We start from the raw sequence: 17,580 nt of genomic DNA, 5'->3' as shown, positions 1-17,580 counted from the left end.
AGAATGCAGGACTTTTTACAACAAACATTGTCTGGTCGGGTGCCACTGGAGCGTCAGGGGCAAAACGCCCACCTCAGTTGGCAGTGGCTGGACGAGGGCATTCTGTCCTTAACCCCGCATACCCCAACGTCGCAGGCGCTGGTGTTGTCGGCGGGGATCCACGGTAATGAAACCGCGCCGGTTGAGATCCTGAACCTGCTACTGACGCCCTTGCTGCGCGGCGAAAAACCGCTGGCGGTACGTCTGCTGGTGCTGTTGGGTAATCCGCAGGCATTACGCAGCGGCAAACGTTATCAGCAATATGACATCAATCGTCTGTTTGGTGGCCGCTGGCAGCAGGTGTCTGATGTGGCGGAGGCACGGCGTGCATTGCGGCTGGAACAGGCGTTGGAAACCTTCTGGCACACCTGCCTGACGACTGAAACACGCTGGCATCTCGATTTGCATACCGCGATCCGTGGTTCTTACCATACCCGCTTTGGCGTGATGCCCCTCAATCAACGTCCGTGGCCGCAGGATTTTATGCACTGGCTGGCGGCCGCAGGGCTGGAAGCGTTGGTATTCCATCGTTCTCCCGGCGGTACATTTACCCATTTCAGTTGCGAACATTATGCCGCCGCCAGTTGTACGCTGGAGCTGGGTAAGGCGCTGCCGTTTGGTGAGAACGATCTGACTCAATTCAGCGCGGCATATCAGGCGCTGGCGGCGTTGTTATATGGAGACGCACTACCAGAGGTACAGGCGCAGCCCCGCCATTATCAAGTGGCGCAACAAATCACCCGGCATGGCGAAGACTTTGTGCTGCATATGGGCGCGGAAACCCTCAACTTCACCGCTTTTCCCCAGGGGACGTTGTTGGCGGAAGAGGGGGATACCCGTTACTACGTGCAGCAGGCACGCGAGTATGTCTTATTTCCCAACCCGAATGTGGCAGCGGGATTGCGTGCCGGCTTGATGCTGGTGGAAGAGAATGAGCAAACCCAGGCGTTGACGTTATAACGACTGACGTGGCGGCGCGATGTATCGCGCTGCTGCGCCGCAATTTATCCTTTCGTTACGCCGACAATACCGTTACACTCCTCCTTAATTCCTGCGTTTTTTGCCTTATTCGTCATACTCTTTTGCAATTCCTCACGCATTTCTTCTCATTCTCTCCATGATCGCCTGATATCTGTCTTTTATGCTTTCAGGGCTTTACTCAGCCTCTGAGTAGTTGACGTTCAGCGTCGTATGCTTGTTTCCGAAGACGCGACACAGGCTGTCGTCATGAAACTGATAAGTAAGGACAATATTATGCGTAAACTGACTTCCCTCTTCCTGGCTACCGCGATGGCTCTCGGTGCTGCCAATATCGTCCATGCTGCGGCAGACAATCTGACGCCACCGCCGGCCGGCAGCGAGAAACCAATGCATAAGCCGCCGATGCGTCATGGTGGTATGGACATGATGTTCAAAGGTCTGAACCTGACCGACGCCCAGAAAAAACAGATGCATGACATCATGCGTGAAAGCCACAAAGACTTTAAACGTCCGTCGCTGGAAGAACGTCGCGCTAACCACGCGCTGATTGCCTCTGACACCTTCGACCGGGCGAAAGCCGAAGCACAGGCAGAGAAAATGACGGCCAATGCCAAAGAGCGTGCTGTGGCGATGATGGAAACGCAGAACAAACTCTATAACGTGTTGACGCCGGAGCAGAAAAAGCAGTTCAACGCGAACTTTGAGAAACGTCTGACAGAGAAACGCCCGCACGATGGTAAGATGCCACCACCACCGGCTGAGGGCGAATAATTCGCATAGCCTGACGGTTTGAGACCGCCGACGTTGTCCATCGCATTCGATGCTTTGGGCAGCGTCGGCGGTTTTGCTTTATAGCTCGATCAGCGGGAACTCACCCGATAGCAGAGGGCGGCAGAGGATTTTATAGCCGTCGTGATCAAAGCCATGAGGGATGCGTTGTAGCTGGCGAGCTTCGGCTTCGCTACTCACTGAACCCAGCCAAAACCAGTGATCAATAACGTGGATTTGCGTCATGGCGGTACCGCGTTCCACCATTCCCACCGCGCCGGACCACGGCCAGCACACCACCCGTAACGCTTCCAGCGCCTGTTGCAAACGTTGTTGATGCGCTTCTGGCGGTTCGTTGCCGCAGCAGGCGCCGGCACAACGTTTAAGCGCGGCACGAAAACAGCCCCGGCCGCTGCGCAGATTCTCCAGCCCCAGCAAACCGTGACACAGGCGTTGTTCATCGGCGATGCTTTTCAGCTTTTCCAGCGCGGCGTGGCGGCTACGAAACAAACCATAAAGGTTTGAGGTGCAGGAGAAATCGAGATCGCGGGCGTAAACCACTTGCGGCACGGTGTCGTTAAGCTGGAGTGAGCAGAGCTGGCGGTTTTTGCGCAGGCGTTTATTGAACAACGGCTGTTGCGTTTTGATCATCTGCGCTTCCAGTAACTGCGCACCCAGATCGCCAGCCGTGGGGATCCAACTGACACGTCTTGCCTGGCGCAGCATGCTGGCTTCATCTGGCGTGCGGAAATGGGACATCACGCGACTGCGCAGGTTAACGCTTTTGCCGATATATAGCGGCAGGTTGTCGCTTTCGCCGTGGAAGACATATACGCCAGGCTGATTGGGTAAGCCGTCCAGCCACTGGCGAAGATGTTCGGGATACTGGTAAATGGCTGCCGCATCGAACTCAAGGCGGTAACTTGTGGCTCGTCTGACCAAGGAGGACTCCGGTTACTGGTTGTCCATCCAGTATACCAGCGAGCCTGTTTTTTCGCCAGCCGCTACAGGCGACGGGTCGCCAGCCAGCAGATCAACGAGCCGAGGGTGATCATCAGCACCCCTTGCCAGAAGGTCAGGGAGGGCGTCAGGCCAAGCCAGAGTGACGCCAGCAGCGCCGACAGCACCGGTGTGAAGTAGGATGCCGTTGCCAGTAATGTCAGATTACCGTGTTGAATGCCGTGGTTCCACGCCGAGTAGGCTACCGCGGTGGAGACGCCCATAAATAACACCTCCAGTGCCGGGATCAGGCTGAAATGCAGTGAGCTGACCTGTTCGGTGAGGGCGAATTTGAACCACAGCGCCAGCGCGGTGACGACAAAGAACAGATTGACGCCGCTTTTGCCGTTGGCATAACGGCGTGTCACGTTGTTGTATAACCCCCAGGCGAAAGCAGCAATAAACGCCAGACTATACGCCAGTGGGTTACTCAGCAGATTATGCCCGAGCTGAGATAATGAACTGCCGCCGCGGCTCTGTAGCACCCAGACAATGCCCGCCAGTGACAACAACAATCCCGGCCATAGCCAGACACGGAAGCGCTGGTGGTTGATCGGAATGGCAAACACGACGGTCAGACAGGGCCACAGGTAGTTGATCATCCCCAGCTCCAGCGACTGGGCACGGTCCTGCGCCAGACCAATCGCCAGCGCGAGGCAGATTTCATAGCCGACAAACAGCAACCCTCCGCCCCACAAATAACGCGTTGGCATCTGGCGGAAATCCGGCAGGCCGCGTGTCAGGCAGAGCAGGATCGCCGTGGTAGTATAAATCAGCGCTGCGCCACCGGTGGCGCCAAAGGCTTCACTGACGCTGCGCATCAGGCCAACGGTAGTGCTCCAGAGTAAAATCGCGCTTAAACCGATCAGGGTGGCGCGCGGCAAATGTGCAGGCATATAAAAGTGTTCAGAAAAGGCAAAGAAAGGCGTCTTCCGTCCCGAACTGGAAAACGCCGGATGGGGTTATTTTTTCCAGAAATCGTCGAACACGGTAATCGGTGGGCGACGTTTATGCTCGGTTTTCAGATACCAACCTTCAATGATTTTGGCAGCAGACGCATCAATGGTTTTGCCTTCCAGATAAGCATCAATCAGTTGATAGGTCACGCCGAGAGCCACTTCATCCTGTAATCCTGGACGATTATCTTCAAGGTCAGCCGTCGGATGCTTCAGATAGAGATGTTCCGGGCAGCCCAGCAACTTCAGCAGCTGCTTACCCTGGCCTTTATTCAGACGGAAAATCGGGTTGATGTCAGTGCCGCCATCGCCATATTTGGTGAAGAAACCGGTTACCGCTTCGGCAGCATGGTCAGTACCCACCACCACCCCTTTGGTCATCCCGGCGATGCTGTACTGAGCTTTCATGCGCTCACGCGCTTTCTCGTTACCGCGAATGTAGTCAGACAGGGTGATGCCCGCGTCCTGTAAGGCGCGCTCACTCGCCAGCACCGCTTCTTTAATGTTGACCACCAGCGACCGATCCGGTTGGATAAACGCCAGCGCATCCTGACAATCCTGCTCATCGGCCTGCACGCCATAAGGCAGACGCACGGCAATGAAGGTGTAGTCGTTATCACCGGTCTCTTCACGCAGTTCACGAATGGCGGTTTGTGACAGGATGCCGGTCAGTGTGGAATCCTGACCACCGCTGATACCCAGTACCAGGGTCTTAATCCCCGGATTGGTTTTCAGGTAGGACTTCAAAAAATCAACGCTGACGCGAACTTCTTGCTGGGGATCGATGACGGGTTTAACACCAAGGGCTTCAATGATTTCCTGCTGCAGTGACATGAACCTCTCCTCAAGTCAGTTGCCGGACGGCACAATGCGAATCATTTCCTAAAGCTAACGCGGCTGGCCCAAAACAACAAGCCGTATGGCTTGTTGTTCGGGTTATTTGCTGGCAAATCAGGCGCTTTTTGGCTTCTGAGCCAACACCAGGAACATCACAATCGCCAACATAAAACAGCCAAAAATCGTGCCAGTCATACTCAGTAGCGAGGTGCCACCGAGACCAGTGAGCGGTACGCTGATGGCCCCCAAGGTGAACATGGTAACGCCAATCACTGCTGAGGCGCTGCCTGCGCGGTGGCCCTGGCTCTGCATGGCCAGTGATGAGGCGGTGGTGGCGATAACACCGTTGCTGGCGATGGTGAAGAACAGCGCCAGCAGAATCACCGGCAGCGATGCACCGAGGATGCCCGCGAGTAACAGACAGGCGGAGGCGACAAAGGCCAGCAGCAGGCCACCTTTCAGTACCCGGTATTCTCCCCAACGTCGGCACAGGCGGGCGCTGGTCTGAGAAGCAATAATCAGACCGAATCCGTTGGCGGCAAAGCAGAAGCTAAAGGCCTGCGGAGACAAACCGTAGATCTGTTGCAGGACAAACGGTGATGAACCGATGTAAGCGAGCATCCCCGCCATCATAAAACCCTGCGTCAAACAGAAGCCCATAAACGAACGATGGGTAAATACCTCACCCAGCGCGGCCCAGGCGGAGAAAATGGAACCCCGATTGCGTTTTGCTTCGGGCAAAGTTTCATGCAGTTTCCAGCGCGTCAGCAGGATGAGCAAAATGGCCACCGCTCCCAGCACCATAAAAATGCCACGCCAGTTCAGCACAGTTAGCATAAAACCGCCGAGAACCGGGGCGGCGATCGGGGCCAGACCATTGACCAACATCAACAAGGCAAAAAAGCGCGTCAGTTCATAGCCACTGTACATATCACGCGCGACAGCACGCGACAGCACGGCGCCACCACCCCCCGCCAGGCCTTCAAACAGACGGGCCACTAGCAGCTGATTTATATCTTGCGCCACGGCACAACCGATTGAGGCGACAAACAGCAGCAGCAGTGAGACGCGTAAAGGACGCAGGCGACCAAATTTGTCGCTCAACGGACCGAACAGCAGTTGGCCGGCACCAAGGCCTACCAGTGTCGCGGTGAGGCTTAACTGGGCAGTGGCGGTTTCGGTGTGCAGGTCCTGTGCCAGTTCAGGCAGGGCGGGCAGGTAGAGATCGATACAGAGCGGCCCAAGGGCAGCGAGCAGGCCAAGGGTTATGGCATAAACCAGACGGTTAGAAGGTGCAGGTGTCATTTATCCTCTGTCTTTATTAGGTGTGAAATCAGGTTCTGATAAAGGTGTTGCAGGGTCACCGCTGACGCTTTCTGTGGCGTCAGGCGACGCAGGGCCGTACCGTCAAACAACACGGCCAGTACTTCGACACAGGCGTCCACCTGTTCGTCGCTCAGTTCAGGATGACTGGCGCGGATCTTGTGACGGGCCTGGCTGAACATGCGGGCATCCGCCGCTTCGAGCATTGCCGCGACGCGTGGATTACGACCGGCTTCGGCGGCGACATCCAGCATCAATAATTCATCTTCCGGGTTCAGGCTTTCCCGCCAGGCAAGCGTGGTGGCGATTTGATCGCTGTCGACCCGATCGCGCATCGCGGCAACGCGACCATCGACAATACGTTTCACCATCTCTTCAATGATGGCGTCCTTGCTGGGGAAGTACCGGTAGATTTGCCCCACGCTGAGATTGGCGGCGCACGCCAGCCGCGCCATGCTGGCAGCATGGAACCCCTCCCGACGAAAACATTCACGCGCAGCACGGATGATTTCATCCTGGCGCAGGCGGTGGCGTTCATCTTTATTATTTTCTCGTTGTCTGGTCATAACCGCCCTGAAAATAGTTTTGAGAGTGCTCATTCTCATTTGGCGATTATACGGAGCCTGCCAAAGGAACACAGGCACTTTTACGCAATCCTGACGCTTCGGAACAAACCGAATATGCTGCCATAAAATTGATTAATCTGGATTTATGTTCCAGGCTTAGCGTTACATGGACACAGTAATGAGGAACAACAAGATGAATAAAGTGCTGGGATGTATCGCTGCTGCGTTAACGCTGGCAGCACTCTCTGGTTGTACGGCTTACGATCGCGCAGAGAGCTTCGTGACCAAACCTGTGGTGAAGGATGTGAAGAAAGGAATGACCCGTGATCAGGTGCGTCAGATTGCCGGGGCACCGTCTACTGAGATCACTATGGTGCATGCGCGCGGCACCTGCCAGACTTATGTGCTGGGTGAGCGCGATGGTAAACTCCAGACTTACTTCGTCAGCTATAACGACACGGGACATGTGATGAACTACGGCTTCCAGAGCTGTAAAGAGTACGATACCGACCCGCAAGCGACGCAGTAAAGGTTGCAGAATAGCAAACGGCCCGTCAGTGACGGGCCGTTTTTGTTTGTGGCTTACAAGCCGTAGGGGCGTGGCACTTCGTTATAGCTGCCGTTGATATCGCGCTGATAGTAATGACCATCCTGCACGTAATAACGCTTGCCGTTGAAGTCGAGCACACGCATACCGGCTACCGGCTCTGACTGCGGTGGCTGCACCACAACGTAGGTATCGCCCTGACGCTGATAGTAGCTGCCATTCAACAGATAGTAGGTCAGGCCGCCAATCAACACCGCTGTCGCGGCATCGGGTAAGAAACGTAATGGACCTGGTCCACCCCAGTGCGGTCCAGGACCTGGGCCGGGTCCCCACGGACCTGGGTGGGCAAGGGCGATGGCTGGTGTTAATAAGGTTAACGCCAGCACGGAGGCGATAACTTTTTTCATCGGTAGTTCTCCTGCTATGACTGGTAGCAGGATTGGCTTTTCACCGGCAAAACACAAGCGGAAAGTGGCTGGTTTTTCCACTATTTACCATGCTTAACACTTTCCTGACGGTAGCGCCATGATTGCCAGAGATTGAGGAGAGGAACGCGTAGCGGCGCGATTTATCACGCGGATTTCGGGTGTGGAACCTCGCACGATACATCGTGCCGCTACGGGATGTGCAGGTAATTAACGATGCGCCAGTTCGGCGTGGTCGTCGCTCTCCAGCACTTTTTTGTCGGTCAGGCCAAGCCAGCGGCTGGTCAGGGAGCCAGCGGTCATTGCGCCATTGACGTTGAGAGCGGTGCGGCCCATATCAATCAAGGGTTCGATGGAGATCAACAGCGCGACCAGCGTTACCGGCAGGCCCATCGCGGGCAGCACGATCAAGGCGGCAAAGGTGGCACCGCCGCCCACACCGGCCACACCGGCTGAGCTGAGGGTGACGATCCCTACCAGGGTGGCAATCCACAGCGGGTCAAACGGGTTGATCCCGACAGTCGGTGCAACCATCACCGCCAGCATGGTCGGATACAGACCGGCACAACCATTCTGTCCAATGGTGGCACCAAAGGAGGCAGAGAAGCTGGCGATGGATTCCGGCACACCAAGGCGACGCGTCTGGGTTTCAACGTTCAGTGGGATACTGGCGGCGCTGGAACGGCTGGTAAAAGCAAAGGTAATCACCGGCCACACTTTGCGAAAGAAACGCAGCGGATTGATGCCGTTGAAAGAGAGCAGCAGCGCGTGCACGCCAAACATAATCGCCAGGCCCAGATAAGAGGCCACAACAAAGCCACCGAGCTTAATGATGTCCTGAAGGTTAGAACCCGCGACCACTTTGGTCATCAGGGCCAGCACACCGTAGGGTGTCAGCTTCATGATCAAACGAACCAGTTTCATCACCCAGGATTGCAGGGTGTCGATTGCCACCAGCACACGTTCGCCTTTCGCTTTGTCATCTTTCAACAACTGCAACGCGGCCACGCCAAGAAACGCGGCGAAAATCACCACGCTGATGATCGAGGTCGGGCTAGCGCCGGTGAGATCGGCAAACGGATTTTTAGGGATAAAGGAGAGCAGCAGTTGTGGCACGGTCAGATCGGCCACTTTTCCGATGTAGTTGCTCTGAATCGCGTTCAGGCGCGCGGTTTCCTGCGCACCTTGCACCAGGCCATCTGCGGTTAAACCAAACAGGCCAGTGACCATCACGCCTACCAGCGCTGAAATCGCCGTAGTAAACAACAACACGCCGATGGTCAGTACGCTGATTTTGCCCAGTGAAGAGGCATTGTGCAGGCGAGCCACCGCGCTGAGGATGGAAGCGAAGACCAGCGGCATCACGATCATCTGCAACAATTGCACGTAACCGTTGCCGACAATGTTGAACCAGCCAATCGAGGCTTTGACCACCGGGCTGTTCTCACCGTAAATGGCTTGCAGCGCCAGACCAAACAACACGCCGATCACCAGGCCAGTTAATACGCGTTTTGACAGGCTCCAGCGCGCGTTGCCAATGCGTGCTAATAACACCAGCAACGCGGCGAACACCACGAGATTAATAATCAGGGGAAAATCCATGCTCTACTCCAGAGATTTGCCGCGCCTCTGCATGTTCAGGCGCGGAATACAGGGTGATTCCTGAAAGGAATCCGCGCATGTTAACAGTTCATAAATGGGCAGGCTTATATCCAAATGGAATTGATTATAACTTTATCCTGATTTTTGTCTGATTAGCGCGCAGTTTGACTGTTTATTAAACGACCTACGCCATTTTGTAAGGTATTGAACAACTGTTCAGGCCAGCCGTTTGCACCAAAAGACGGCAAGCCAGGTGGGAACCACAGCGCGTAGCCGACCAGTGCGAGGCAAAGGGCGCGCTCCAGTTGGTTGCCTTTTTGGCTGTTCAGCAGTGGCAGGCGAAAGCGCCAGCGGCAGGGCCACAGCAGGGGAACGCCAGCGGGTGTCAGCATATCGGCGACAATATGGCTGAGATAGCCCAGGGTCATGCCCTGCAATACATCCGCAGGGATGGGCCAACTGGCGGGGACATTAATCTGAAACAGCCACAAGCTTACTGCCACCGCCAGCAGGCTGTGGGTAAAACCGCGATGACCAAAGGCGCGAGCGATGGGCTGGGAAAGCCACTTCAGACGTTGTCCCAGCACCGATTTGGGATGATCAATATCCGGCAGCAAACAGGTCAGCAGTGCAGCCGGCACCAGATGCCACCAGTCGGCACTGGCCATTACCGGCGTGAGCTCCGCGCGCTTGGCAAAAATAGCACTGGCAATGGCGAAAATGATGTGGCCTTCGGCCGTCATGATAAAACCTGGCTGCAAACTGTCGATGCATCCAGTATAGGGATTTATCCAGTGAATGAGAATATGTGACGCTGTAACCAGGCATGAATTTAAGACGATACCCGCGTCAGAATGACGCGGGAAAAGAGCAGCTTAGCGCGCCAGCCAACCGCCATCCACCGCTAGCGTATAGCCGTGAACGTAATCCGATGCACTGGAAGCGAGGAACACCACTGGCCCCATCATGTCGTCCGGTGCGCCCCAACGTCCGGCCGGGATACGGGCGAGGATCTCTTCACTGCGCGATTCATCATCACGGATTTGTTGCGTGTTGTTCGTCGCCATGTAACCGGGGGCAATGGCGTTGACATTGATGCCGTGCTTCGCCCATTCATTGGCCATCAGCCGTGTCAGCCCCATGACGGCGCTTTTCGATGCGGTATAGGAGGGCACGCGGATTCCACCCTGGAAAGAGAGCATCGAGGCGATGTTGATGATCTTGCCGCCATTCCCCTGAGCGATAAACTGTCGCGCCACCTGTTGAGAGAGGAAAAACAGGCTCTTGCTGTTGATATTCATCACATCGTCCCAGTCTTTTTCGCTAAAGTTCAGCGCATCCTCACGCCGGATAATCCCTGCGTTATTGACCAGAATATCAATGCGTCCCGCCAGTGCGACCGCCTGTTCCACCACCTGTGGCACGATGGAGGGGTGGCTCAGATCGGCCTGAATCGGCCAGAAACGGCGTCCCAGAGCTTCAACTTTGGCGGCGGTATCATCCGGTCCGGCGCGGTTGACACCAATAATATCGCAGCCCGCCTGTGCCAGGCCGATCGCCATCCCCTGACCGAGGCCAGTGTTACAACCGGTGACCAGCGCGATTTTTCCTTCAAGATGAAAAGCGTTCAGAATCATTATCTTCTCCTCAGGCACTAGCGCAGAGCGCTGACGCTGACGTGGTCCATGTCATCAAACACCTGATTTTCACCCACCATGCCCCAGATAAAGGTATAGCGTTGGGTGCCAACACCGGCATGGATTGACCAGCTTGGCGAAATCACTGCCTGTTCGTTATGTACCAACAGATGGCGGGTTTCCTGCGGCTGCCCCATCATATGAAACACCGCGCTGTCCTCAGCCATATCAAAATAGAAATAGACCTCCATGCGGCGTTCATGGGTGTGGCACGGCATGGTGTTCCACAAATTGCCGTCGTCAAGACGCGTCAGGCCCATGGTCAGCTGACAGGTTGGCAGTACATCCGGCACGATAAATTTGTTGATGGTGCGGCGGTTAGAGGTGGCGGCATCACCGAGGGTGGCTTTCACGGCATCCTCAAGGGTGATTTTTTTGTCCGGATAGTGGGTATGCGCCGGGGCGCTGTTGTAATAAAACTTCGCCGGATGACTGGCTTCGCTGCTGCGAAAAAGCACCTGTTGTGCGCCCTGGCCGACATACAACGCTTCCTGGTGACCAATTTCCCAAGTTTTGCCATCCACTTCAATCAGCCCGGGGCCGCCGATGTTTATCACCCCCAGTTCGCGGCGTTCGAGAAAATAACTCACGCCCAACTGCTTACCCACTTCACTGCCGATGGTCACCGGCCTGGTCACCGGCATCACGCCACCAATGATGATGCGGTCGATATGGCTGTAGGTCAGGGTGTAATCATCCGGGGTGAAAATTTTTTCAATCAAGAACTCGCGGCGCAGGGCGGCGGTATCGAGAGTTTTGGCATGTTCGCTGTGAATGCTTTGACGTATGTCCATCTCAGGCCTCTGGATAAAAGAAGGTATAGGTCCCGATGCGGGTCTGTTGGCATCTTAGGCAGGATGGGATGTGAATTCAATAAAAATGAAACGTTGTTTTATTTATTTGTGTTGGCGATCAAATCGACATAAAAAAGCCCGCTGTGAGAGCGGGCTGCTGGGCGCTTAACCGTGTAGATGTTCGGCGGCGAGTTGGGTAAGGTCATCCAGCCTGACATTCGCCAGTGCCCAACGTGCATCATCACGATGTTCTGCCGCAGGCACCACGATGGAGCGCATACGTGCCGCTTTACTGGCGACCATGCCGTTGAACGAATCTTCCAGCGCCACGCAGTTGAGGGGATCAACGCCTAATTGTGCGGCGGCATCCAGATAAACCTGCGGATGCGGTTTGCTGTAAGGAAGATGCTCGGCGGAGGCGAGTTGATCAAAATAATGGCGCAGGTTGAACATCTCCAGAACCCGCTCCAGCATATGCAGTGGGGAGGCGGAGGCGAGGGCAATTTTCAGACCCTGGTCGCGACATAAACGCAGTGCCTGTTCCACCCCTGGCAGCAGAGGGCGAGTTTCTTCCACCAGTTCAAGAGCGCGTGCGATGATGCGGTCCGTCACTTCCTGTTGGTCCGGGCCGTTCCACGGCAGTGTTTCGTACCACATGCGTACGGTTTGATCGATGCGTAATCCCAGGGTATCTGGCAATTCGTGGCGGCGGGTGAGATCCACCCCCAGCGTGGCGAAAATATCGAGTTCGGCGCGATCCCACAGCGGTTCTGAGTCAATCAGCAATCCATCCATATCAAAAATGGCGGCGAGAACAGGGCGACGATAAGACATACAACGGCTCCGTTTGAAATTTGGCCTACCTTAGCATGAATGCCAGGCAACCAGCATGCTGCGCTTTTTTCAGGAAAAAAAGATGCAGTACAGGTAGACTTAGGGCAAATCTTATTCCGTTCAGGGAGACACCATGACTTACCAACAGGCTGGCCGCATCGCCATCCTTAAGCGAGTGGCTGGCTGGGTGATTTTTATTCCGGCGCTGCTTTCCACCATCATCTCCGTATTGGGCTTTATGTTTAAGCACAGCGAAAAGCAACCGGGTATTGACGCGGTGATGCTTGATTTTGTGCATGTGATGATTGATATGGTGAAATTCAACACGCCGTTTCTCAGTTTCTTTTGGCAAAACTCCCCGGTGCCGGAATTCAACGGCGGCACCAATATCGGTTTCTGGATTATCTATTTTTTGATTTTCGTCGGTATCGCGTTGCAGGCTTCAGGCGCACGTATGTGGCGTCAGTCGCGCCATATCAAAGAGGGTATTGAGGACCAGTTGATTCTTGAGCAGGCGAAGGGCAACGAAGGACGCAGCCGGGCGCAGCTTGAGGAGAAAATTAATGTGCCACGTCACACCATTTTATTGCAGGTGTTTCCGTTATATATCCTGCCAATTGTGATCGCGATTGCCGGTTACTTTGTGCTGAAACTGCTCGGACTGCTGTAAGGCGTCAGGCCGGTCTGGCCTGACGTTGTCCCATCACATCTTCATCCAGCAACTGACCGATGGCGAACGTCGCTTCGTCCATCCAATTGCCGCCAAACACATTGGCGCGATTAAGCAGGTAGTAAAGTTGATATACTGGCTGACGTTGCGAGAAGCCTTCAGGCAACGGCCATACGGAATGATATCCTTCGTAAATCTGCCGTGGCAGCTCGGCGTAATAGCTCAACATTGCCAGATCACATTCGCGATCGCCCCAGTAGCAGGCGGGATCAAAAATCCACGGCCCAGCAGGGCTACCGGCGCAATTTGCCGGCCACAAGTCGCCATGCAACAATGAAGGCTGTGGATGGTGGTTGGCCAGAGCGCGCTGCACACAATCAACAATCAGGTCAGTGTCACCATAATTGATGCCTTTCTCCGCTGCCAGTTGCAACTGCCAGCCAATGCGCTGCTCGGCAAAAAAGACCGACCAGCGTCGCAACCAACTGTTGGGTTGGGGAGTGGTGGTGATGTTGTTGTCGAAATCGAGGCCAAACTGGGGTTGCTCGCTCCATTGATGGAGGTGCGCCAGTTGCTGACCAAGCTGAAACGCGGTGTGCTCATTGAGGGGTTCAGGCGGCAAATATTCCAGCAGGAGAAAGCTGGTGTCACGATCGTTGCCGACACCATAAACCTCTGGGACGCGCACGGTATGCGTACGCGCCAGCAGTGCCAGCTGATCCGCTTCCCAACTGAACAGGGTGAGCATATCGCGCGTGTTGCATTTGACGAAAACGTCGAGTTTGCCGTAACGAATGCGCCAGGCAGGATGGACATCGCCCCCGGGCAGTTCGTGACGTTCGGTGATTTCGGCATCGCCGGCGTATTCGCTTAACAGTCGACTAATGGCTGACCACATGGGGTAATCCTCTTTATTCGCTGCCTGAGTTCAATTGTAACGCTCAAAACATGAACAAAACCAGCACCGGCGCGCGCTTTTCACATCCCGTCAGGGCTGTGCTCTTAAAAACGCTTCCAGTGTGGTGATTTCAACCTCGGGTTTTTCGCCCAGCGCTACCGAAGCCAGTCCGGCGGCCTGTTCAGCCAGCGCCTGCTCCTCCAGCGCGCTGACCACACCGAAACTGTTGGTACCCAGCTCGTGCGGGTGTCCCTCGGTATCTTTTAACGTGGTGTTATAGCCCGCGTTAAGCATTTCGCTGTTGAGGGATTGCAGGTCGCTCAGTCCCTTCTCCTGATAATGAAAGGTCACAATGTAACGCTTTAAGTCGCTCATCTTTCACCTCATTGTTCCGAAACAGATGTCAGCGTAGACCAGTGGACCAGATTGAGCGAATTTGCAGCAATTTGACATTGATGAGCGTCAAAAAACATCGCCAGCGGGTTCAGAAAATTCTTGTAGCAATTCAGCTGCTATTTCGCTAATTGCCCTCTATAATGCGCGCGGTTAATGGGATTAATCCCATTTGGCGCGCGGCTTCAGCGCAAAAACAGGCTTTTCCGGTGACTTCATACTTATTTACAAAACTTACCGTAAATTGCGTTGATCGTCCGGGAAAACTCTTCAGACTCATCACTTTTTAAACCGTCGTACGGATCACATTTAAATGAAAGCCTTTAACAAGCTGTCCGCTGTTCTTTTGCTCTCTGCTGGAGCATTTTGTCACCAGGCATTTGCAGATAACACCGTCTTCACCTCCATGGATGACCCTTCAACGGCGAAAAAACCGTTTGAAGGCAGCGCGTCAGCGGGTTACCTGGCGCAAACGGGTAACACCACCAGTTCCGCGCTCAGTGCTGCAACCTCAATGACATGGTATCGCACCAACACCGCATGGAGTTTGTGGGGCAACGCCGCCAACAACTCATCTAACGATGAACGTTCGTCCGAGACTTACAATATTGGTGGCCGTTCACGTTATAACCTCAACAGCGCCGACTACTTGTTTGGTCAGGCTAGCTGGTTGAGCGATCGCTTCAACGGCTACGATTCACGCGATGTGCTGACTGCCGGTTACGGTCGTCAGTTGTTGAGTGGTCCGGTGCACTCGCTGCGTGCTGAATTTGGTCCGGGTGTGCGTTATGACGATTTCCATGATGGCGGCCACGAAACCAAAGCGCTGGGCTATGGTGCGGTAAGCTATCAGTGGCAACTGACTGATACTACTAAGTTCATCCAGGGTGTTTCTGTGCTGAGCAGCTTCGGTGAAGACACCACGGTGAACTCAGAAACCGGTTTGCAGGTCGCGATTAACGAACACTTCGCGCTGAAGATGGCCTACAACGTTACCTGGAACAACAATCCGCCAGAATCTGCGCCGGATCGTACCGATACCAAAACCACCATCCAGTTGACTTACGCTATGTAAGATCACCTGAGGGTGAACGCCGCTGCCTGGCCTGTGCCGCGCAGCGGTTTTTTTTTAGCTGGCGCAGGCTTAGCGCATTTTCTGCGGGTTTTGCTTGCCGCAGAAAGCTGTTATCATTTGCGGCGCTTTATTTCCCTGGCGTCATTCCGACAATGTGGGTCTGACATCACGCCGGGTTACTCTTATTGAACTCAATGTTGCATGTAGGCTTTCGTGTGGCTTACCACTGCAATTAAGGATATGAAATGCCAGTAATTACTCTTCCTGATGGCAGCCAGCGTAGTTTTGACCGTCCGGTCAGCGTGATGGATATCGCGCTGGATATCGGTCCGGGTCTGGCCAAAGCCTGTATTGCCGGTCGCGTGAATGGCGAGTTGGTGGACGCAGTTGATCTGATTCATGACGATGCTCAGGTGGCGATTATCACCGCCAAAGATGAAGCGGGTCTGGAAATTATCCGTCACTCCTGCGCGCACCTGTTGGGTCATGCTATCAAGCAGTTGTGGCCGAACACCAAAATGGCCATCGGGCCGGTGATTGATAACGGCTTCTATTATGATGTCGATCTCGACCACACCCTGACTCAGGAAGATATTGAGCAGCTGGAGAAGCGTATGCACCAGCTGGCAGAGACCAATTACGACGTTATCAAGAAAAAGGTGAGCTGGCAGGAGGCGCGTGACGTCTTTGCCGCGCGTGGTGAAAGCTACAAAACCACCATTCTTGATGAAAACATCAGCCATGATGACCGTCCGGGTCTGTATCATCATGAAGAATACATCGACATGTGCCGTGGTCCGCATGTGCCGAACATGCGTTTTTGCCATCACTTTAAGCTGCAAAAAATCTCCGGCGCTTACTGGCGCGGCGACAGCAACAACAAAATGTTGCAGCGTATTTATGGCACCGCATGGGCCGATAAAAAACAGCTGGCTGCCTATTTGCAGCGTCTGGAAGAGGCAGCGAAACGCGATCACCGTAAAATCGGTAAACAGCTCGACCTGTATCATATGCAGGAAGAAGCGCCGGGTATGGTGTTCTGGCACAACGACGGCTGGACCATCTTCCGCGAGCTGGAAGTGTTCGTGCGTAGCAAGCTGAAAGAGTACCAGTACCAGGAAGTCAAAGGTCCGTTCATGATGGACCGTGTGCTGTGGGAAAAAACCGGTCACTGGGAAAACTATAAAGAAGCGATGTTCACCACCTCTTCGGAGAACCGTGAATACTGCATCAAACCGATGAACTGTCCGGGACACGTCCAGATCTTCAATCAGGGTCTGAAATCCTACCGTGACTTACCGCTGCGTATGGCGGAGTTCGGTAGCTGCCATCGTAATGAGCCGTCAGGTTCCTTACATGGTCTGATGCGTGTGCGTGGCTTCACCCAGGATGATGCTCACATCTTCTGTACCGAAGATCAGGTACGTGATGAGGTGAACAGCTGTATCCGTATGGTGTATGACATGTATAGCACCTTCGGTTTTGAAAAAATTGTGGTAAAACTTTCCACCCGTCCGGAAAAACGTATCGGTACCGATGAAATGTGGGACCGTGCGGAAGTGGATTTGGCGGAAGCACTGAAAGAAAACCAGATTCCGTTTGAGTATCAACCGGGTGAAGGGGCTTTCTACGGTCCGAAAATTGAATTCACCCTGCACGATTGTCTTGATCGTGCCTGGCAGTGTGGCACCGTTCAGCTAGACTTCTCGCTGCCGAAGCGTCTGGACGCCACCTATGTGGGTGAAAACAACGATCGTCAGACACCGGTTATGATTCACCGCGCGATTTTGGGTTCTATGGAACGCTTTATCGGTATTCTGACCGAAGAGTTCGCTGGCTTCTTCCCAAGTTGGCTGGCTCCGGTACAGGCGGTGGTGATGAATATCACCGATAGTCAGGCAGAATATGTCAGCGAATTGACAAAGAAATTGCAGAATGCAGGCATTCGTGTCAAAGCAGACTTGAGAAACGAGAAGATAGGCTTTAAAATCCGCGAGCACACATTACGTCGCGTCCCTTACATGCTGGTTTGCGGTGAGAAAGAGGTGGAAGCAGGCAAAGTTGCCGTGCGCACCCGCCGTGGTAAAGACCTCGGGAGCATGGACGTAGATGTGTTTGTTGAGAAGCTGCAACAAGAGATTCGCAGCCGACATCTTCACCAATTGGAGGAATAAGG

General features: G+C 54.4%; 19 protein-coding genes. 6 read left to right on the top strand and 13 right to left on the bottom strand.

Annotation, left to right across the window (positions count from 1 at the left end; genetic code table 11):
• The first annotated feature begins 3 nt into the window (after positions 1 to 3).
• Both astE and spy read left to right on the top strand, forming a co-directional pair.
• Entirely contained in the window at positions 4 to 999 is a 996-nt protein-coding gene (astE, locus tag L579_RS16325; RefSeq protein ID WP_021185292.1) for a succinylglutamate desuccinylase, read from the top strand.
• Positions 1,000 to 1,293: 294 nt separating this feature from the next.
• On the top strand, positions 1,294 to 1,791 hold the full coding sequence (gene spy, locus L579_RS16320) for an ATP-independent periplasmic protein-refolding chaperone Spy (RefSeq protein WP_036626977.1): 498 nt from the start codon (positions 1,294 to 1,296) through the stop codon (positions 1,789 to 1,791).
• Between the two features lie 78 nt (positions 1,792 to 1,869).
• Here the strand turns inward: spy and cho are convergent, their stop codons facing one another.
• From cho to L579_RS16295, 5 genes are all read right to left on the bottom strand, one after another.
• On the bottom strand, positions 1,870 to 2,730 hold the full coding sequence (gene cho / locus L579_RS16315) for an excinuclease Cho (protein ID WP_021185290.1): 861 nt from the start codon (positions 2,728 to 2,730) through the stop codon (positions 1,870 to 1,872).
• A gap of 62 nt (positions 2,731 to 2,792) precedes the next feature.
• Positions 2,793 to 3,683, bottom strand: coding sequence for an aromatic amino acid DMT transporter YddG (yddG, locus tag L579_RS16310; RefSeq protein WP_021185289.1), 891 nt, complete (start codon positions 3,681 to 3,683; stop codon positions 2,793 to 2,795).
• A 66-nt stretch (positions 3,684 to 3,749) separates the two neighbouring features.
• A complete protein-coding gene (gene nadE / locus L579_RS16305; RefSeq protein ID WP_021185288.1) occupies positions 3,750 to 4,577 on the bottom strand; it encodes an ammonia-dependent NAD(+) synthetase in 828 nt (275 codons plus the stop codon).
• A gap of 117 nt (positions 4,578 to 4,694) precedes the next feature.
• The gene (locus L579_RS16300) at positions 4,695 to 5,885 is read right to left on the bottom strand and encodes a multidrug effflux MFS transporter (protein WP_021185287.1); all 1,191 of its coding nucleotides are present in this window, start codon (positions 5,883 to 5,885) and stop codon (positions 4,695 to 4,697) included.
• Positions 5,882 to 6,469: a TetR/AcrR family transcriptional regulator gene (locus L579_RS16295; protein ID WP_021185286.1), complete on the bottom strand. Its 588-nt coding sequence runs from the start codon at positions 6,467 to 6,469 to the stop codon at positions 5,882 to 5,884. Before L579_RS16295 ends, L579_RS16300 begins: the two co-directional genes overlap by 4 nt.
• A gap of 193 nt (positions 6,470 to 6,662) precedes the next feature.
• Between L579_RS16295 and osmE the strand changes: the two genes are divergently transcribed.
• Positions 6,663 to 6,998, top strand: coding sequence for an osmotically-inducible lipoprotein OsmE (gene osmE / locus L579_RS16290; RefSeq protein WP_013508809.1), 336 nt, complete (start codon positions 6,663 to 6,665; stop codon positions 6,996 to 6,998).
• A 53-nt stretch (positions 6,999 to 7,051) separates the two neighbouring features.
• Here osmE and L579_RS16285 read toward each other — a convergent pair whose 3' ends face one another.
• The 6 genes from L579_RS16285 to hxpB form a co-directional block, all read right to left on the bottom strand.
• Entirely contained in the window at positions 7,052 to 7,423 is a 372-nt protein-coding gene (locus L579_RS16285) for a DUF6515 family protein (protein ID WP_021185285.1), read from the bottom strand.
• A gap of 228 nt (positions 7,424 to 7,651) precedes the next feature.
• Positions 7,652 to 9,043, bottom strand: coding sequence for an L-cystine transporter (locus tag L579_RS16280; protein ID WP_021185284.1), 1,392 nt, complete (start codon positions 9,041 to 9,043; stop codon positions 7,652 to 7,654).
• A 152-nt stretch (positions 9,044 to 9,195) separates the two neighbouring features.
• Complete coding sequence (locus L579_RS16275; RefSeq protein WP_021185283.1) at positions 9,196 to 9,786, bottom strand: metal-dependent hydrolase; 591 nt, start codon at positions 9,784 to 9,786, stop codon at positions 9,196 to 9,198.
• Positions 9,787 to 9,918: 132 nt separating this feature from the next.
• The gene (gene kduD / locus L579_RS16270; RefSeq protein ID WP_021185282.1) at positions 9,919 to 10,680 is read right to left on the bottom strand and encodes a 2-dehydro-3-deoxy-D-gluconate 5-dehydrogenase KduD; all 762 of its coding nucleotides are present in this window, start codon (positions 10,678 to 10,680) and stop codon (positions 9,919 to 9,921) included.
• 17 nt (positions 10,681 to 10,697) lie between these two features.
• Positions 10,698 to 11,534 carry a 5-dehydro-4-deoxy-D-glucuronate isomerase gene (kduI, locus tag L579_RS16265; protein ID WP_021185281.1) on the bottom strand — a complete coding sequence of 279 codons (837 nt, stop codon included), beginning with the start codon at positions 11,532 to 11,534 and terminating at the stop codon, positions 10,698 to 10,700.
• Between the two features lie 165 nt (positions 11,535 to 11,699).
• On the bottom strand, positions 11,700 to 12,368 hold the full coding sequence (gene hxpB, locus L579_RS16260; RefSeq protein ID WP_021185279.1) for a hexitol phosphatase HxpB: 669 nt from the start codon (positions 12,366 to 12,368) through the stop codon (positions 11,700 to 11,702).
• A gap of 133 nt (positions 12,369 to 12,501) precedes the next feature.
• Here hxpB and L579_RS16255 point away from each other — a divergent pair, with 133 nt between their 5' ends.
• Positions 12,502 to 13,038, top strand: coding sequence for a YniB family protein (locus L579_RS16255; protein ID WP_036626946.1), 537 nt, complete (start codon positions 12,502 to 12,504; stop codon positions 13,036 to 13,038).
• Positions 13,039 to 13,042: 4 nt separating this feature from the next.
• Here the strand turns inward: L579_RS16255 and L579_RS16250 are convergent, their stop codons facing one another.
• Both L579_RS16250 and ghoS read right to left on the bottom strand, forming a co-directional pair.
• The gene (locus tag L579_RS16250) at positions 13,043 to 13,936 is read right to left on the bottom strand and encodes a fructosamine kinase family protein (protein WP_036626944.1); all 894 of its coding nucleotides are present in this window, start codon (positions 13,934 to 13,936) and stop codon (positions 13,043 to 13,045) included.
• A gap of 90 nt (positions 13,937 to 14,026) precedes the next feature.
• A complete protein-coding gene (ghoS, locus tag L579_RS16245; RefSeq protein WP_021185278.1) occupies positions 14,027 to 14,311 on the bottom strand; it encodes a type V toxin-antitoxin system endoribonuclease antitoxin GhoS in 285 nt (94 codons plus the stop codon).
• Positions 14,312 to 14,642: 331 nt separating this feature from the next.
• Here ghoS and L579_RS16240 point away from each other — a divergent pair, with 331 nt between their 5' ends.
• Both L579_RS16240 and thrS read left to right on the top strand, forming a co-directional pair.
• Entirely contained in the window at positions 14,643 to 15,404 is a 762-nt protein-coding gene (locus tag L579_RS16240) for a DUF481 domain-containing protein (protein WP_021185276.1), read from the top strand.
• A gap of 245 nt (positions 15,405 to 15,649) precedes the next feature.
• Positions 15,650 to 17,578, top strand: coding sequence for a threonine--tRNA ligase (gene thrS / locus L579_RS16235; protein WP_013508821.1), 1,929 nt, complete (start codon positions 15,650 to 15,652; stop codon positions 17,576 to 17,578).
• Positions 17,579 to 17,580 lie beyond the last annotated feature (2 nt).

The organism is Pantoea sp. AS-PWVM4 (genome assembly GCF_000468095.1).
In the GTDB taxonomy this organism is placed as follows: domain Bacteria; phylum Pseudomonadota; class Gammaproteobacteria; order Enterobacterales; family Enterobacteriaceae; genus Pantoea; species Pantoea phytobeneficialis.
This window is presented reverse-complemented; position numbering and strand designations above follow the sequence as displayed.

What these genes read in the sequence shown, in the direction of transcription:
- osmE (WP_013508809.1), top strand. Translation starts at nt 6,663, where the DNA reads ATGAATAAAGTGCTGGGATGTATCGCTGCTGCGTTAACGCTGGCAGCA.
- ghoS (WP_021185278.1), bottom strand. Translation starts at nt 14,311, where the DNA reads ATGAGCGACTTAAAGCGTTACATTGTGACCTTTCATTATCAGGAGAAG.
- L579_RS16300 (WP_021185287.1), bottom strand. Translation starts at nt 5,885, where the DNA reads ATGACACCTGCACCTTCTAACCGTCTGGTTTATGCCATAACCCTTGGC.
- yddG (WP_021185289.1), bottom strand. Translation starts at nt 3,683, where the DNA reads ATGCCTGCACATTTGCCGCGCGCCACCCTGATCGGTTTAAGCGCGATT.
- hxpB (WP_021185279.1), bottom strand. Translation starts at nt 12,368, where the DNA reads ATGTCTTATCGTCGCCCTGTTCTCGCCGCCATTTTTGATATGGATGGA.
- L579_RS16240 (WP_021185276.1), top strand. Translation starts at nt 14,643, where the DNA reads ATGAAAGCCTTTAACAAGCTGTCCGCTGTTCTTTTGCTCTCTGCTGGA.
- L579_RS16285 (WP_021185285.1), bottom strand. Translation starts at nt 7,423, where the DNA reads ATGAAAAAAGTTATCGCCTCCGTGCTGGCGTTAACCTTATTAACACCA.
- L579_RS16280 (WP_021185284.1), bottom strand. Translation starts at nt 9,043, where the DNA reads ATGGATTTTCCCCTGATTATTAATCTCGTGGTGTTCGCCGCGTTGCTG.
- L579_RS16295 (WP_021185286.1), bottom strand. Translation starts at nt 6,469, where the DNA reads ATGACCAGACAACGAGAAAATAATAAAGATGAACGCCACCGCCTGCGC.
- kduD (WP_021185282.1), bottom strand. Translation starts at nt 10,680, where the DNA reads ATGATTCTGAACGCTTTTCATCTTGAAGGAAAAATCGCGCTGGTCACC.
- thrS (WP_013508821.1), top strand. Translation starts at nt 15,650, where the DNA reads ATGCCAGTAATTACTCTTCCTGATGGCAGCCAGCGTAGTTTTGACCGT.
- L579_RS16275 (WP_021185283.1), bottom strand. Translation starts at nt 9,786, where the DNA reads ATGACGGCCGAAGGCCACATCATTTTCGCCATTGCCAGTGCTATTTTT.
- astE (WP_021185292.1), top strand. Translation starts at nt 4, where the DNA reads ATGCAGGACTTTTTACAACAAACATTGTCTGGTCGGGTGCCACTGGAG.
- L579_RS16255 (WP_036626946.1), top strand. Translation starts at nt 12,502, where the DNA reads ATGACTTACCAACAGGCTGGCCGCATCGCCATCCTTAAGCGAGTGGCT.
- L579_RS16250 (WP_036626944.1), bottom strand. Translation starts at nt 13,936, where the DNA reads ATGTGGTCAGCCATTAGTCGACTGTTAAGCGAATACGCCGGCGATGCC.
- spy (WP_036626977.1), top strand. Translation starts at nt 1,294, where the DNA reads ATGCGTAAACTGACTTCCCTCTTCCTGGCTACCGCGATGGCTCTCGGT.
- nadE (WP_021185288.1), bottom strand. Translation starts at nt 4,577, where the DNA reads ATGTCACTGCAGCAGGAAATCATTGAAGCCCTTGGTGTTAAACCCGTC.
- kduI (WP_021185281.1), bottom strand. Translation starts at nt 11,534, where the DNA reads ATGGACATACGTCAAAGCATTCACAGCGAACATGCCAAAACTCTCGAT.